Origin of the sequence: Paraglaciecola sp. MB-3u-78 (genome assembly GCF_002835935.1) — a bacterium.
In the GTDB taxonomy this organism is placed as follows: domain Bacteria; phylum Pseudomonadota; class Gammaproteobacteria; order Enterobacterales; family Alteromonadaceae; genus Paraglaciecola.
Genome location: NZ_PJCF01000008.1, coordinates 175,665 through 190,690, shown reverse-complemented (window position 1 = coordinate 190,690; position 15,026 = coordinate 175,665). Strand labels below are relative to the sequence as shown.

General features: G+C 42.0%; 11 protein-coding genes. 3 read left to right on the top strand and 8 right to left on the bottom strand.

From position 1 onward, the window contains the following. Positions 1-61: 61 nt before the first annotated feature. Together CXF95_RS20695 and CXF95_RS20690 are read right to left on the bottom strand one after the other, a co-directional pair. The gene (locus tag CXF95_RS20695) at positions 62-877 is read right to left on the bottom strand and encodes a YdiY family protein (protein WP_101200468.1); all 816 of its coding nucleotides are present in this window, start codon (positions 875-877) and stop codon (positions 62-64) included. Positions 878-999: 122 nt separating this feature from the next. Next, positions 1,000-1,854, bottom strand: coding sequence for an HDOD domain-containing protein (locus tag CXF95_RS20690; protein ID WP_101200467.1), 855 nt, complete (start codon positions 1,852-1,854; stop codon positions 1,000-1,002). Positions 1,855-2,023: 169 nt separating this feature from the next. Here CXF95_RS20690 and CXF95_RS20685 point away from each other — a divergent pair, with 169 nt between their 5' ends. The 3 genes from CXF95_RS20685 to CXF95_RS20675 are packed head-to-tail and all read left to right on the top strand — an operon-like array spanning position 2,024 to position 5,225. Next, positions 2,024-3,472 (top strand): wax ester/triacylglycerol synthase family O-acyltransferase, encoded by a 1,449-nt coding sequence (locus CXF95_RS20685; protein ID WP_101200466.1) that lies wholly within the window; start codon positions 2,024-2,026, stop codon positions 3,470-3,472. A gap of 24 nt (positions 3,473-3,496) precedes the next feature. Then, complete coding sequence (locus CXF95_RS20680) at positions 3,497-4,297, top strand: triacylglycerol lipase (RefSeq protein WP_101200465.1); 801 nt, start codon at positions 3,497-3,499, stop codon at positions 4,295-4,297. Positions 4,298-4,319: 22 nt separating this feature from the next. Beyond that, on the top strand, positions 4,320-5,225 hold the full coding sequence (locus CXF95_RS20675) for an alpha/beta fold hydrolase (RefSeq protein ID WP_101200464.1): 906 nt from the start codon (positions 4,320-4,322) through the stop codon (positions 5,223-5,225). Positions 5,226-5,227: 2 nt separating this feature from the next. On the opposite strand, the gene CXF95_RS20670 is transcribed toward CXF95_RS20675, so the two are convergent. From CXF95_RS20670 to aceE, 6 genes are all read right to left on the bottom strand, one after another. Further along, complete coding sequence (locus tag CXF95_RS20670; RefSeq protein WP_101200463.1) at positions 5,228-6,010, bottom strand: SDR family oxidoreductase; 783 nt, start codon at positions 6,008-6,010, stop codon at positions 5,228-5,230. 22 nt (positions 6,011-6,032) lie between these two features. After that, on the bottom strand, positions 6,033-6,302 hold the full coding sequence (locus CXF95_RS20665; protein WP_101200462.1) for a DUF1289 domain-containing protein: 270 nt from the start codon (positions 6,300-6,302) through the stop codon (positions 6,033-6,035). A gap of 141 nt (positions 6,303-6,443) precedes the next feature. Next, on the bottom strand, positions 6,444-8,510 hold the full coding sequence (locus CXF95_RS20660) for a M13 family metallopeptidase (RefSeq protein ID WP_101200461.1): 2,067 nt from the start codon (positions 8,508-8,510) through the stop codon (positions 6,444-6,446). Positions 8,511-9,018: 508 nt separating this feature from the next. Then, on the bottom strand, positions 9,019-10,440 hold the full coding sequence (gene lpdA / locus CXF95_RS20655) for a dihydrolipoyl dehydrogenase (RefSeq protein ID WP_101200502.1): 1,422 nt from the start codon (positions 10,438-10,440) through the stop codon (positions 9,019-9,021). A 137-nt stretch (positions 10,441-10,577) separates the two neighbouring features. Continuing rightward, positions 10,578-12,263 carry a dihydrolipoyllysine-residue acetyltransferase gene (gene aceF, locus CXF95_RS20650; protein ID WP_101200460.1) on the bottom strand — a complete coding sequence of 562 codons (1,686 nt, stop codon included), beginning with the start codon at positions 12,261-12,263 and terminating at the stop codon, positions 10,578-10,580. Between the two features lie 24 nt (positions 12,264-12,287). Then, on the bottom strand, positions 12,288-14,972 hold the full coding sequence (gene aceE / locus CXF95_RS20645) for a pyruvate dehydrogenase (acetyl-transferring), homodimeric type (protein ID WP_101200459.1): 2,685 nt from the start codon (positions 14,970-14,972) through the stop codon (positions 12,288-12,290). Between the last annotated feature and the right edge of the window lie 54 nt (positions 14,973-15,026).

Genomic DNA, 15,026 nt, shown 5'->3' with positions numbered 1-15,026 from the left:
GTGTGTAAATATAAATTAGTAGATGTGCTTTTGTATGGCGCTGCCAAAGCTTAATCACCTTTTAAAAAAACTGATAAACCAAGGTAACCGCCGCTTCAGTGTCCAACTCTTCAATATCAGGCCCAACGCTAGTATCGAGGTTCATGACAAAACTTAACTTCATAGCCAAAGCCCCGGTCAACTTTGTAGACAACGAGGTTTCAGATTTGGTTTTGGTAAATTCTTGGTCAGCTTCAGTGCTAACAAATTGCCTAAACGTAGCGGTGTCAGAAACCTTTCTTTTATACTCCATCGCAGCCCTGACAATAATATTATTGGTGTTTTCTTCAACGTTGTTTCCATCAACGTTGTTTTCTTCGGTGTTGTATTCTTCAAGTTCAGAAACAGCGTAACCTGGACCAACACTATATTTAAACTCGCTTTGGTCATCGTGCCAGAGCCTTGAAGTCCATCCTGCTGCTAATGCCGCTTGAAAACGAAAACCACTAAAGCGATTATTTTCATATTCGCCATAAATAAAAAGTCGGTCATCAGGCTCAGACAGTTTGTGATCCAATTGACCCGATAAGAATAGTTTTTGTGCTGATGTTTCATTATTTTTTTCACCATCAGCTTGTTGTTGGTTTTGTTTGTATAGAGCATTACTAATAATTTGATAACTCCAAGCTGTTAACTCTTGGCTGGTATTTATTTTAGCGGTGATAGTCGAAGTATTCGTATTTCCACTTGCCATCAAAAAACCAAACTCACCAATTACCGACAATTCATCATCATCGAAAGCGGTTCTATCTGCTAGATAAAGAGAGTGCATGATGTTTTGCTTAGCAAAACCATCGTCTGCTGTGAGCATGACTAAAAGGAGTGAAATCCACTTCATGGTGTAAATCATGGTGTAAATATTGATAATTTAATAAAATTTACGTGAGATTATATATAAAATCATGACGCATGTGGACAGGTAAAATGTAAAATGTGCAACAAATACTTGTATCTGAAGGTTTATTTATATTTGCTCAGTGAAGGGTTCATTACAGCCAATACGCCATCAGCTTCCATGGATGCAAATTTAATGGCATCTTTTAAATCTTCTTGATCAAGATTCAAATATTTTAACACTAAAGGCGTGATCAGTTGGCTGGCTGAATATAAATTATCATGTGTCATTGCTACACCAGCACGAACCGCAGTGTAAATAATGGCGACATCTTTGTTTTCCAGTGCTTTATTTTCGTTATGCACATCCATCATCGGAATATATAATTGACTAGGTAAATGCCAAAACTCCATAAGTTTTGCGCTACAATCTGCGTAATCAAAACCTAAGACCTGACGTTGCAACTTCCAAGGCGATGTTTTTTCGTCATACTTGCTGCACTTAATGGCTAAATCTGGGGCCTGAACCGCAACTAACAACTCGCCTAAATTGTGTAATAAACCCAGTAGAAAAAAGCGTTCACTGCCTCTTATTTTGACCATCTTTGCCAAATTTTTTGCCACTAAAGCCCCATAGATGCTTTGTAACCAAAACCTTTTTAAATCAATTACGTCGCTGCTGAAGTGTTCAAATGCAGAGCTGGCTGTTTCTGCCATAATCAGGTTATATAAGGCTTCGCCGCCAATAATGTTGATGGCTTTTGCTAAAGAATCAATCTGTGACTCAAAACGAAACAATGGACTATTTGCTAACTTAAGCAATTTAGAGGATAAAGAGGGATCCAATTCAATGAACCGACTAATATCTTCTAAATTTGATTGACCGTCATCTAACATTGAACGAATACGCAAACAAATGTCCGGTAAGGCAAATGACTGACTGGCGACTCTAGCGATATCTATAGGATGAATTGATGGCATAGTTTATTTTTTTAAGTCAAAGATTACCTAGTATAAACATTCATGATTTTAAAAGTGAGTTTCTTTTTATTTAGATTTGTATACAGGGGTATGGATAAAAGAGGTTGATTTTTATTGATAAAAATATAGGGTGTTTTAATAACTAGTTTACAATGTAAATGGCATACCTATGGAAGAGCTTTCTGGACTAGACGCTTCTTTTTTATATCTTGAAACACCCAAAATGCCTATGCACATAGGTGCTGTGGCTGTCATCGAAGGGTCACTTAAGTTTGATGATTTTCGACAATATGTCAGTGAACGTGTGCATACCGTAGAAAAACTTACCCAAAAATTGGTCACGGTGCCTCTTAGCCTAGATAGACCCTATTGGGTTGAAGATCCTGATTTTGATATCAATATGCACATGCACCGTACTGCCTTACCCCGTCCAGGGGGTTGGAAAGAGCTACGTTATTTGGCATCCAGATTGTTTTCCCAACAGCTAAACCGAGATCGCCCTCTATGGGAATTTATATTCGTTGAAGGTTTAGACTCTATCCCTCAAGTGCCTAAAGGGTCTGTGGCTTTGATAAGCAAAGTACATCATTCAGGATTTGATGGTAAGTCTGGAGCCGATTTGATGTCTATGTTATTTGACGCATCACCTACACCTAGGTCACCAAAACCAGCCATACCTAAGGAGCGCAAGGAGATCCCAGGGCCGGTTGGATTGATGGCAAAAAGCGCCTATCACTTTATTACACGGCCTACTAAGCTTCCAGGTCTGCTGTGGGATACCGGTAAAGCTACGCTAAAGGCGGGTTACATGACCCGAGCCCAAGGTATATCAATGCCGACTATGCCGTTCAATGCACCTAAAACAAGGTTTAATGACACCGTTGAAATGGAACGTGTGTGGAATTCTACTATTTTAGATATCCACCGAGTGAAGGCCCTCAGAAAAGTGGTAGACGGGGCAACCTTAAATGACGTGATATTAGCGATATGTGCGGGAGCACTGAGGCGTTACTTATTAAATAAAGGTGAATTACCCGATAAACCACTTGTCGCCATGGTGCCAGTATCCACGAGAACCGCAGAACAAAAAAATGCGATGGGGAATCAAGTATCTGCCATGTATGTGCAGTTGGCTACCGATGTTGCAGACCCTATTAAGCGATTTGAGAAAATTCAAATTAATACTATGGTAGGTAAGCTTTACCAAGATGCCATCGATGCAAAAAGTTTAATGGGATACGCTGAGTTAATTCCGTTTGGGTTAGCAGGTGTGGCTGCGAGGTTTTACTCCCGTGCGGCCATAGCCAAACATCATAATCCTTTATTCAATGTGGTTATTACCAATGTACCTGGGCCACAAATACCCATTTATCTTGCCGGTCATAAGCTCATCGTTAATATGGGGACCGCCCCTATTTTTGATGGTATGGGTTTGATCATGCCTATTTGCAGTTATAACGGCACCATTTCTATTAGCCCAACAAGCTCAGCAAACTTAATGCCAGATTTAGATATGTTTACACGTTACATTCGCGAAAGTGCGAATGAGTTAGAACTGGCAGTTCAGGAAAAACTAGCTGGCAAAGCAGCCATTGATGCGCTTATGAAAAGTGAATAATTACACAATATTATAGGATTTGTTATGAAACATGTATTACCTAATATTCCGAGGCCCTCTTTATTGCATATGTTCAGCGAAGGCAGAGCATTAATTGAACTCAGTGCGTTCGGTGCGGCGTTACCCTTTTTAAAGAGGGCTCCCTCTGGTGACGGTCACCCAGTGATGGTACTTCCCGGTTTTTTAGCCAGTGATTTTTCCACTAAACCCATACGCTCTTTTTTAAAAGGTAAAGGTTATGCCACCTATGGCTGGGAACTTGGCCGCAATCTAGGCACCCATATAGTCGGGGGTGAACAAGTATTAAGTGATCAATTAATTAATCGAGTGATTGAGTTATCGGTGATCCACAACGCGAAGGTGAGCCTAATAGGCTGGAGTTTGGGTGGCATTTTGGCTAGAGAACTTGCTCGTATCATTCCAGATTGCGTACGCCAAGTCATTACATTGGGTAGTCCATTCAATGGTTCTCATGGGTCTTCTCCCGCAGTCGAAAGATTGTTTGAACTTATTAATGGTAATGTTTCTCAATCTAATCCAGATGTGGTGAGAAAAATGTTTACCCCACCACCGGTTCCAAATTCGGCATTATATTCTAAAACTGATGGTGTTGTTCATTGGCAAGCTTGTATCAATCACCGAATTGAAGCACATCATCAAGCAGAAAATATTCAGGTACGAGGCAGTCATTCTGGTTTAGGTCACAACCCACAGGCTGTTTGGATTGTCGCGAATAGATTGTCGCAATCAGAAGCTAGTTGGCAGCCATATAAAAACGCTGAACTTGAAAAAACTCAGTTTTCAGGCAAGCTAAAGTACGTTTAATTTGCTAGGAGTTTTGACACCTTTGAATTCTATCACTCACCACCCCGAGCAGTTGGTTGCAGCTAACAACCTCCATATTAATTACGATAGTTTTGGAGACAAAAGTCATCCAGCCATTGTATTGATCATGGGGTTAGCCACCCAAATGATTTATTGGGACGAACAATTTTGTAAATTACTCGCCTCACAGGGTTATTGGGTCATCAGGTTTGATAACCGGGATAATGGCAAAAGTACTTGGTTGGACTCAATACCTCCACCCACTAGTCTTGCTTTACTGACAAATGCGGTGTTTAAACGCCCACTTGGTGCCACTTATTTATTGTCTGATATGATGCAAGATACGGTGGGCTTATTAGATGCATTACAGCTTGAAAGTGCACATATAGTGGGTGCATCTATGGGCGGAATGATTGCTCAAGAAATTGCAATCCATCACCCACACAGAGTTAAAAGTCTGACTTCTATCATGTCTACTACCGGTAATAGGAAGTTACCCAAGCCGTCTGCGGCCTTTAGCTTTAAAATGCTTAAACCTCCTCCTAAAGATGTTGATAAAGCAGTTACCTATGGCATGCATGTGTGGCGAATGATACAGGGGAATTATTATCCATTTGATCAACCAAAAGTGCTTGGTTTAATAACGCGGGCATTACAGCGAGGTTTTAATCCTGCGGGCAACACCCGGCAACTAGCGGCTATTTTGGACTCACCGGATAGAACTGAAGCCCTAAATACTTTAACCGTACCCAGCTTAATCCTACATGGTGAGGACGATCCTTTAGTACTTGTTGCTTGTGGGTATGCCACAGCTAAAGCTATACCCAATGCCAAAATAAAAACCTACCCAGGCATGGGGCACACCATACCCAGTCAACTATATGCTGATATAACCCAACAGATATTGGATCACATTAAGGCTAGCTGACTTTATTTAAAACGTGCAAACAATCCGTTAACGCTGCGCACCATCCACCGAGGATAGTGTGTGGCCATTTGTACTAATAATTTGTTGGCTATCTTGTCCAAAAATACCACCTCACCTTTCATACTTGCCTTATATGCTTGTGCAGCAAGTTCCATAGGGTCGGCTTTTAAAAACTTAGGAATAAATTTTTCAAAACCATCAGCGTGACTGAGCATTTTGGTTTCTGTCATGCCGGGACATACACAAGTGACGCTTACTCCAGTGCCTCGCAGTTCTTCGGCGATACCTTCTGAAAAAGATAAGACAAACGCTTTACTGGCACCGTATGCTGCAAAATTAGGTGTGGGCATAAAACTAGCAATAGAGCCTATATTGACAATTTTTCCTTGGCCACGGGCGAGCATGGGGTTAACAAATTGTTGGGTCATATTGACCAAGCTCTGGATATTTAATTGCAACAAATTATTGAGCTGCTGTGAGTCACTAAGGCTTAACTTTTCGACTTGCATCATGCCTGCATTGTTCACTAATATGTCAATTTTAATTTCTTTTAATGCAATCGCTTCAAATAATTTTTGTGCTGCATCGATGGGGATCAAATCGGCGGCGAAGACATGCACATTAACTGGGTATTTTGCTTTTAGTTCGGAGGCAAACTCCATTAACTTAGCGGCATTACGCGCAACTAACACTAAGTCATGTCCATTCTTTGCATATATCTCTGCAAAGCTGCGGCCAATGCCTTCTGAAGAACCGGTGATGAGTGCTGTGTTAAGTTTGGGCATTTATTTCTCGTTAAGCGTGAGTTTATTGATCTTTTTGGTTGAATGAGTCGTCAACAAAACCAAGTTGTGGTGACGTGCCGGTTGGACTTTTCTTTTTATTTTGTGCAGCTTTTGCCCGTTTTTTACGTGCGGCACAGGCTTTGATAATTTTACTCTGTACATCTTGTTCCAAGTTTATCCAATGCACTCTTTCTTCTCTGGAGCGATAACAGCCTACGCAGAAACCTTTTGCCCCAGATTGACAGACGCCAATACATGGGCTGGTTATTTCAAAGATTTCAATCTGCTTCAATGATTGCCTCAAAAGCTACATATATCGTGTGATCTTAATAATAACATGTTGCACGAAATCTGAGCAGTCACTTTTTATACTGACTGCTATTACAGACAATAAAAAGGCCGCAAATTAGCAGCCTTAAATATCAATATCATACTACCAGATATTCACTCTGTCTTCGGGTTTAAGATACATCCCATCGCCTTCTTTAACATCAAATGCTTGATAGAAAACATCTACGTTGCCAACTATACCGTTAACGCGGAACTCCCCTGGTGAATGTGGGTCACTAATCAATTGTGCTCTTAATGCGTCTTCTCGGGATTTACTGCGCCATACTTGGGCATATCCCATAAAGAAACGTTGATCACCTGTTAGTCCATCAATCAGGGGAGCATCTTTGCCATTTAATGACATTTGATAAGCCTTATAACCAATAGTAACGCCAGCTAAATCACCAATATTTTCGCCTAAGGTCAATTCTCCGTTGACGTTCTGGCCTTTAATCGGTTCAAATTTGTTGAACTGGGCAACTAATTTTTTGCCTAATACATCAAACGCTGCACGATCTGCATCTGTCCACCAACTACGCAAGTTGCCTTGGCCATCATATTTTGAACCTTGGTCGTCAAAGCCATGACCAATTTCGTGGCCAATTACGGCACCAATGGCACCGTAATTCACTGCATCGTCGGCATTCATATCAAAGAAGGGCGCTTGCAAAATTCCTGCTGGGAACACGACCTCGTTTCTAACGGGAGAATAATAGGCATTGATGGTTTGCGGCGTCATGCCCCAATCAGCTTTGTCGACAGGTTTGCCTATCTTGTTAGTGTCTTCGAAGTGATCAAAAGTAGAGTAACGAAGGTAATTCCCAACTAGATCATCGGCTTTGATTTCTAAGTCAGAATAATCACGCCATTTATCTGGGTAACCAATTTTAGGGGTGAATGCAGCCAGTTTTTCTAAGGCTGCTGTTTTGGTTGCAGCGGTCATCCATTCCAATTGATTGATACTAGCACCGTAGGCTTTAGTCAGATTTTGTACTAAAACATCCATTTTGGTTTTAGCTTCTGGGGTAAAGTGACGCTCTACATATTGCTGGCCTAATACTTCACCTAATATACTGCTGGTGGCAGCTACCGCACGTTTCCATCGTGGAGTTTGTTCTGGTATTCCGTTTAAGGTGGTGGAGTGGAAATCAAAATGTAAGTCCACCATATCTTGATTGAGACGAGAAGCGTAAGTGTCGACTAAGTTAAAGGTTAGATAGTCTTTCCATGTTTGTAGGTCATGAGCGGCGAATATCCCGGCCATTTCCTCGAAATAGGGCATGTTGCGCACTATCATATCATTCACTTGATCTACGCCACTGGCTGCTGCATAGGTTTGCCAATCAAAGCTGCCAAGTAATTCCTTCACCTGTATTGCAGACTGTTTATTATAATTTTTCTGAGCATCTCGGCTTTCAACCCGTGATAAATGTTTGCCAGCGATATCTTTTTCTAAAGCCATTATTTTACTGGCTGCTTCAGTACCGGACTCATGTCCCACTTTCGTTAAAATCTTGGCCATATATTTTTCAGTGGCAGCGCGGAAATTAACAAATTTTTCTTCTTCTTTGCTGTAATAATCTCGATCCGGAAGCGTTAAACCGCTTTGATAAAGATACATAGTCGTCATTTCAGGATCTTTAGCATCAGGGGAGGTATAGAAGTTAAACGCACCGCCTACTCCGAATACATACAATTCACCAAATACTTTAGAAAGTTGCTGCATATTTTCTACGCGGCTGATTTTATCTAAAAGAGGTTGAATTGGAGTCATGCCCTTTTCATTGGCCATCTCGACATTCATGTAGCTGTTATACATGTCACCCAATTTTTGGGTGTTTGAGCCTTTTTTAGCTTGAGTATTCGCTGCCTCTTGGATAAGCGTTTTTAAGTTTTCTTGGGTGTCATCATATAAAACGTTGAACAACCCATAACGAGACTTATCTGCTGGGATCTCGGTTTGAATTAACCATGTACCGTTTACATGCCTAAAAAAATCATCTTGGGCACGGACGTTTTTATCAACGGCTGTTAAATCGATACCCGAAGTCATAGCCGTATCAGTGATCACTGCTGGAGCGGAAATTGTGTCAGATTGACTTGCGGGAGTACACGCACTTAAACCTAGCGCCAAGCTGATACTGAACGCTAACATACTAATTTTTTTCATCTGTCTACCTTCATGGAGCTATGTTATTAGCTCTCGTTTTGTTTTATGGAGGGGCGTGAGTTTACTGATTGCTAGAGGTAACTGCAAAAGGTGAAAAGAGTTAAGTGTGAGGATTTGTTACAGTGAATAAACATGCATGTCTCGGTAACTCGCAATCAATAGGCTTTGCTTTTCTCTGGGCTCTCTGTGCGCAGCACCCGATGCGCGGCACCCGGTGACCTCGGTGGTTTAAATATCTTGTTCTTTGGCTCTTCAGCATTAAAAGCTATATACACCACAGAGAAAAAGGAGCGCTTCGCTACACAGAGGAATAGGCATGTTTAGACGAACTAATTTAAATATAGGTTTTGTCTTATCAGCGAATCTGCAACTCGTCTCAGAACACAGAGCGTTGCGTAGAGGGAATAAATTAAGATCGATTGGTATTAGCTTATTTTCCACCCATAAATAAATCCGATGAAATTTCTTTCATCGGATTTATTTTTTTAGAATGAATAGTTACTAGTATTTACTTTTTCTTTGCCTTAGCGTTTGGCAAGTCAGTAATGCTACCTTCGTACATTTCAGCGGCTAGGCCGATTGATTCGTTAAGGGTAGGGTGAGCATGGATAGTTAATGCGATATCTTCTGCATCGGCGCCCATTTCGATGGCTAGGCCAATTTCACCTAACATTTCACCGGCGTTAATGCCGACAATAGCGCCACCAATGATACGGTGTGTCTCTTTGTCGAAGATTAACTTAGTCAAACCTTCAGTACGTGCTGATGCAATCGCACGGCCTGATGCAGCCCAAGGGAAAGTCGCTGCTTCGTACTTGAGGCCTTGTTCTTTGGCTTCTTTTTCAGTGACGCCTACCCATGCCATTTCTGGATCGGTATAAGCAACAGAAGGAATACCTTTAGGGTCGAAGTAGTGTTTCAAGCCTGAGATCACTTCCGCAGCGACATGACCTTCATGGGCAGCTTTGTGAGCAAGCATGGGTTGACCTATTACGTCACCTAGAGCAAAAATGTTAGACACGTTAGTACGCAGTTGTTTATCAACATTGATAAATCCACGTTCATCTACTTTTACACCGGCTTTTTCTGCATCTACCATGCTGCCATTTGGACGACGGCCAACTGCGACTAATACTTTATCGTATTTAACTGGCTCTGCTGGTGCTTGTTTGCCTTCGAAAGATACATACAAACCATCTTTCTTCGCTTCCACGCCTGTGACTTTGGTTTCTAACATAACGTTAAATTTATCTTTAACGTATTTTTGATAGGCTTTGACTACATCTTTGTCAGCCGCCGGTACTAGCTGATCAAGGAACTCAACCACATCAATTTTTGAACCTAATGCACGGTAAACTGTGCCCATTTCTAGGCCGATTATACCGCCGCCTAGGACTAACATTTTTTCTGGAATATCAGCCAGCTCAAGTGCGCCAGTGGAATCGATTACGCGAGGATCATCTTTTGGAATAAACGGCAAACTAACTGGCTCAGAGCCTGCTGCAATAACAGCATTATCAAAGGTTATAGTCGTTTTTCCGTCTTTGCCTTCCACTTCAAGTGTATTGCTGCTGGTAAATTTACCATAACCTTGTACGTGTTTGACTTTACGCATTTTAGCCATACCAGATAACCCTTTGGTTAACTGGGTAACTACGCTGTCTTTCCAGCCGCGTATTTTGTCTAAATCGATAGTGGGCTCACCAAAAGTGACACCGTGACCCGCCATGTCTTTGGCATCGTCTATCACTTTGGCCACGTGAAGTAATGCTTTTGAAGGTATGCAACCTACGTTTAAACACACGCCGCCTAAAGTATCACGAGCATCAACTATAACCGTTTCCACACCTAAATCAGCAGCACGAAAAGCGGCTGCGTAGCCTCCTGGGCCTGCACCTAATACAACTAATTGTGTCTTGATTTCGCTCATATGTTCCTCAAATTCTTTTTTGAACGACATGTTTTGCTAACAATGCAGTTAACATGTCGTGAATAAATTCTGCTTTTTGGCTTTAAAAAAACAGGTAACAGTAACCTGTCACCGGTTCTTCAGTAAAGTCATGTTCACTAAAGTATAATTCTACGTAAATCAGTTAAATTTGCAGCCACTTCAGTTGAGAAGCGCGCGCCTACTGCACCGTCGATAACCCGGTGGTCGTAAGACAGACTTAATGGCACCATCAGGCGTGGTTTAAACTCTGACCCATTCCACTTAGGTTTCATTTCTGATTTAGAGACGCCCAATATAGCAACTTCAGGCGCATTAACAATAGGCGTAAACGCTGTTCCGCCAATCCCACCTAAACTTGATATGGTAAATGTACCACCTTGCATATCGTTTGCTTTTAACTTGCCTTCTCGGGCTTTACCAGAAATTTCGATCAACTCTTTAGAAAGCTGTTCGATGCCTTTTTTGTTGACATCTTTAATAACGGGAACCACTAAACCGCCTGGTGTTTCTACCGCGATACCGATATTAATAAATTTCTTAAGTATTAAACTTTCGCCATCCTCAGATAAAGAAGAGTTAAAGGCTGGGTATTTTTCCAATGCTTTGGCTACTGCTTTCATCACAAAAACGAGAGGTGTGATTTTTAATCCAGACTTAACCTTGGCGTGGTAAGCGTTTTGCTCTTTACGGAAAGTCTCAACTTCAGTGATATCTGCCTCGTCGAACTGAGTAATATGGGGAATAGTGACCCAATTACGGTGTAAGAAGGGGCCAGATATTTTCTGAATTCGGCTTAAAGGTAAGATTTCAACCTCACCAAATTTGGCGTGATCAACAGGTTTAACGGTAGCAATTTGTAAAACATTGTCTGCGCCAACCGCGTTGCCGCCAGTTGCGTTGCCGCTGGCTGAGCGAGGTTTCGCTAATTCTGCTTTCACATAGGCTTGTACGTCTTCTTTCAGAACACGTTTTTTAGGGCCGGTACCTGCAACTAGGCTTAAGTCGACACCAAATTCTCTGGCTACTCTGCGTACTGAAGGTGAAGCGTGTGCTTTGCCACCAGAAGTAGGAGTAGGCGCTTCTGGAACCGGCGCCGGTTTTTCTGCAACTGCAGGAGACTCTTTTTCAGGCTTTGCTTCAGGCTTTTCGGCAGCGGCTGGTGCCGCTTCAGCTGATTTGTCAGCGGCTTTACCACCAGTAGTCTCAAGTTTAATTACAAGAGTGCCTTGCTTGACTTTATCACCAGAGGAAATAAAGACTTCTTTGACTGTTCCAGCGTGAGTAGAGGGCACATCCATAGTGGCTTTGTCTGTTTCTAAGGTGATCAAACCGTCTTCTTGTTCAATCACATCACCAACAGACACCAATACATCAATCACATCCACTTCGCCGTCTTCGCCAATATCCGGCACAGCCACGTCAATTAGCTCAATGCCTCCCGTTGTTTCAGGCTCAGCTTCCGGAGCAGGTTCTACTTTGCTAGGCTCATCTTTTACAGCAACTTCAGGGGCGGATTCTTTTTCTTCGGGTTCTGCTGGCGCTTCTTCATCAGCAGCGGTTGATCCTGATGTTTTAATTTCACCAATCACATCACCTTCTTTGATTTTGTCACCCACTTTGACCGACAAACTGGTCAATTCACCTGCAAAAGGGGCAGGGATGTCCATTGATGCTTTATCGGTTTCAACGGTAATCACTCCATCTTCAGCTTCAAGTGTGTCGCCAACGGCGAAACAAATTTCAATGATTTCAACTTCTTCGCCACCTACATCGGGGACTAGAATTTTTTGTATATCAGACATATGTAAACTCCTTACTAGTCACTATTAGGCGTAAAGTGGATTAAGTTTGTCGGTGTTGATGTCAAAGCGTTTGATTGCTTCGGTCACCACTTTCTTGTCAACTTCACCACGTTTGGCGAGTTCATACAAAGACGCAACAACTATGTATGCAGCGTTGACTTCAAAGTGGGTACGCAAGTTGGCGCGACTATCACTACGACCAAAACCGTCAGTGCCTAGGCAACGATAGTCGGTGTCGATAAAGGCGCGCACTTGATCAGAATAACCTTTCACATAATCAGTGGCTGCAATAGCAGGGCCAGCATCTTTAGTAATCACTTCACCTATGTATGACGTTTTAGCATCAGCTTCAGGGTTAAGCATATTCCAACGTGCTATGGCCTGACCTTCACGGGCTAATTCGTTGAAAGAGGTAACTGAATACACATCAGAAGATATTTTGTAGTCTTCACTTAAAATTTGTGCTGCTTTGCGCACTTCATTTAAGATAGTGCCCGAGCCCATTAATTGAACATTAGACTTGGCTTTAGCCTTACCTTTTGCTTCAACACGCTCTAATTTGTAGATACCTTTAATGATTTGTGCGGCTACATCTTTACTTTCTGGCATAGCAGGATGTTGATAATTTTCATTCATCAATGTGAGGTAATAGAAAACATTTTCGTTTTCAGTGTACATCCGGCGTAAACCGTCTTGTACTATTACCGCTACTTCATATCCGTAAGTTGGGTCATAAGTGACACAATTAGGGATCAAATTAGCTTGAACATGTGAATGTCCATCTTGGTGTTGTAGACCTTCACCGTTTAGGGTTGTTCGACCTGCCGTGGCACCTAACAAAAAGCCTCGTGCTTGGCTGTCGCCAGCAGCCCAAGCTAAATCGCCTACACGTTGGAAACCAAACATGGAGTAGTAGATGTAAAACGGAATAGTGGTGGCATTACAAGTGGAGTAAGACGTACCAGCAGCAACCCAAGAAGCCATTGCACCTAGTTCGTTGATACCTTCTTGTAATACCTGACCTTTTTTATCTTCACGGTAATAAGCCACTTGATCCGCATCTTGAGGAGTGTATTTTTGACCTTCGTTGGCATAAATACCCACTTGACGGAATAAACCTTCCATACCAAAGGTACGGGCTTCATCAGGAATAATAGGGACCACACGTTTACCCATTTTCTTATCTTTCAATAAGACATTCAGTACACGTACAAAGGTCATAGTAGAAGATACTTCACGATCTCCTGAACCTTTTAAAATAGCATCAAAGGCTTTTAATTCAGGCATTTCAAGCTGTTCTTCTGCTTGTACACGGCGCTGTGGCAATGAACCACCTAATGCTTCGCGACGTGCTTTCATATACTTATATTCTTCACTGTCTTCAGCAAATTTATAATAAGGTAAATCAGCAATATCTTCGTCTGCAACAGGGATATTAAAGCGATCGCGGAATTTTTTAAGAGAATCCACGTCCATTTTTTTCACGTTGTGGGCGATGTTTAACGCTTCACCTGATGCACCTAAACCAAAACCTTTAATGGTTTTGGCTAAGATAACCGTTGGACGGCCTTTGGTGTCCATGGCTTTTTGGTAAGCCGCAAATACTTTAACGGGATCATGTCCACCACGGTTCAGACGGAAAATATCTTCGTCTGACATGTTTGCCACTAATGCCGCGGTTTCGGGGTATTTATTAAAGTAGTTTTCACGGGTGTACTTGCCACCTTTGGCTTTACAGTTTTGGTATTCACCGTCTACGGTTTCATTCATCAGTTGTAAAAGTTTACCAGACTTGTCACGGGCAATCAGTGCATCCCAGTAGCTACCCCAAATGACTTTGACTACTTCCCAGCCTGCGCCACGGAAAGTGCCTTCAAGCTCTTGGATTATTTTGCCGTTACCACGAACCGGTCCATCCAAACGTTGCAAGTTACAGTTGATCACAAATGTTAAGTTGTCTAAACCCTCACGAGAAGCCAAACCAATAGCACCTAATGATTCAGGCTCATCACACTCACCGTCACCTAAGTAACAATAGACTCTTTGCTCCGAACAATCTTTGATGCCACGGTTAGTTAAGTACTTTAAAAAACGCGCAGTGTAGATAGCTTGCAATGGACCTAAACCCATAGAAACAGTAGGAAACTGCCAATAATCTTTCATTAAGTGGGGATGTGGGTAAGAAGGTATACCTTGACCATCACATTCCTGACGGAAATTATTTAATTGGGTTTCTGATAAATTGCCTTCAAGGAAAGAACGAGCATAGATACCTGGAGAAATATGACCCTGATAAAAAATAAAATCGCCACTATTTTTGTCATTAGGTGCCTTAAAAAAGTGGTTGAAACCTACATCGTACAACATAGCCGATGAAGCAAAGCTACCGATATGACCACCCAAGTCTAAGTCTTTCTTAGAAGCACGCAACACGATCATTAAGGCGTTCCATCGGATTGCAGCTCGAATGCGCGCTTCGATTGTTTGGTCACCGGGCATAGTTGGCTCTTGAACTACTGGGATCGTATTGATATACGCAGTGGTTGCGTCATAGGGTAAATGCGCTCCACTACGACGAGCTTTATCGATTAGCGCCTCTAAAAGGAAATGCGCACGTTCTGCGCCTTCTTCTTCAAAAACTGTTTCTAGAGAGTCTAACCACTCTTGTGTTTCTTGTGGATCCACATCCGGATGCATCATATCAGCCATGGTGCTTTCCTTTTTTATAGTTTGTTAATGTAGGAACTTATTAATTATTAATAA

Excerpts from the sequence above, each read along its gene's own strand:
- lpdA (WP_101200502.1), bottom strand. The coding sequence starts at position 10,440 with ATGAGCGAAATCAAGACACAATTAGTTGTATTAGGTGCAGGCCCAGGA.
- CXF95_RS20685 (WP_101200466.1), top strand. The coding sequence starts at position 2,024 with ATGGAAGAGCTTTCTGGACTAGACGCTTCTTTTTTATATCTTGAAACA.
- CXF95_RS20690 (WP_101200467.1), bottom strand. The coding sequence starts at position 1,854 with ATGCCATCAATTCATCCTATAGATATCGCTAGAGTCGCCAGTCAGTCA.
- CXF95_RS20680 (WP_101200465.1), top strand. The coding sequence starts at position 3,497 with ATGAAACATGTATTACCTAATATTCCGAGGCCCTCTTTATTGCATATG.
- CXF95_RS20660 (WP_101200461.1), bottom strand. The coding sequence starts at position 8,510 with ATGAAAAAAATTAGTATGTTAGCGTTCAGTATCAGCTTGGCGCTAGGT.
- aceE (WP_101200459.1), bottom strand. The coding sequence starts at position 14,972 with ATGGCTGATATGATGCATCCGGATGTGGATCCACAAGAAACACAAGAG.
- aceF (WP_101200460.1), bottom strand. The coding sequence starts at position 12,263 with ATGTCTGATATACAAAAAATTCTAGTCCCCGATGTAGGTGGCGAAGAA.
- CXF95_RS20670 (WP_101200463.1), bottom strand. The coding sequence starts at position 6,010 with ATGCCCAAACTTAACACAGCACTCATCACCGGTTCTTCAGAAGGCATT.
- CXF95_RS20695 (WP_101200468.1), bottom strand. The coding sequence starts at position 877 with ATGAAGTGGATTTCACTCCTTTTAGTCATGCTCACAGCAGACGATGGT.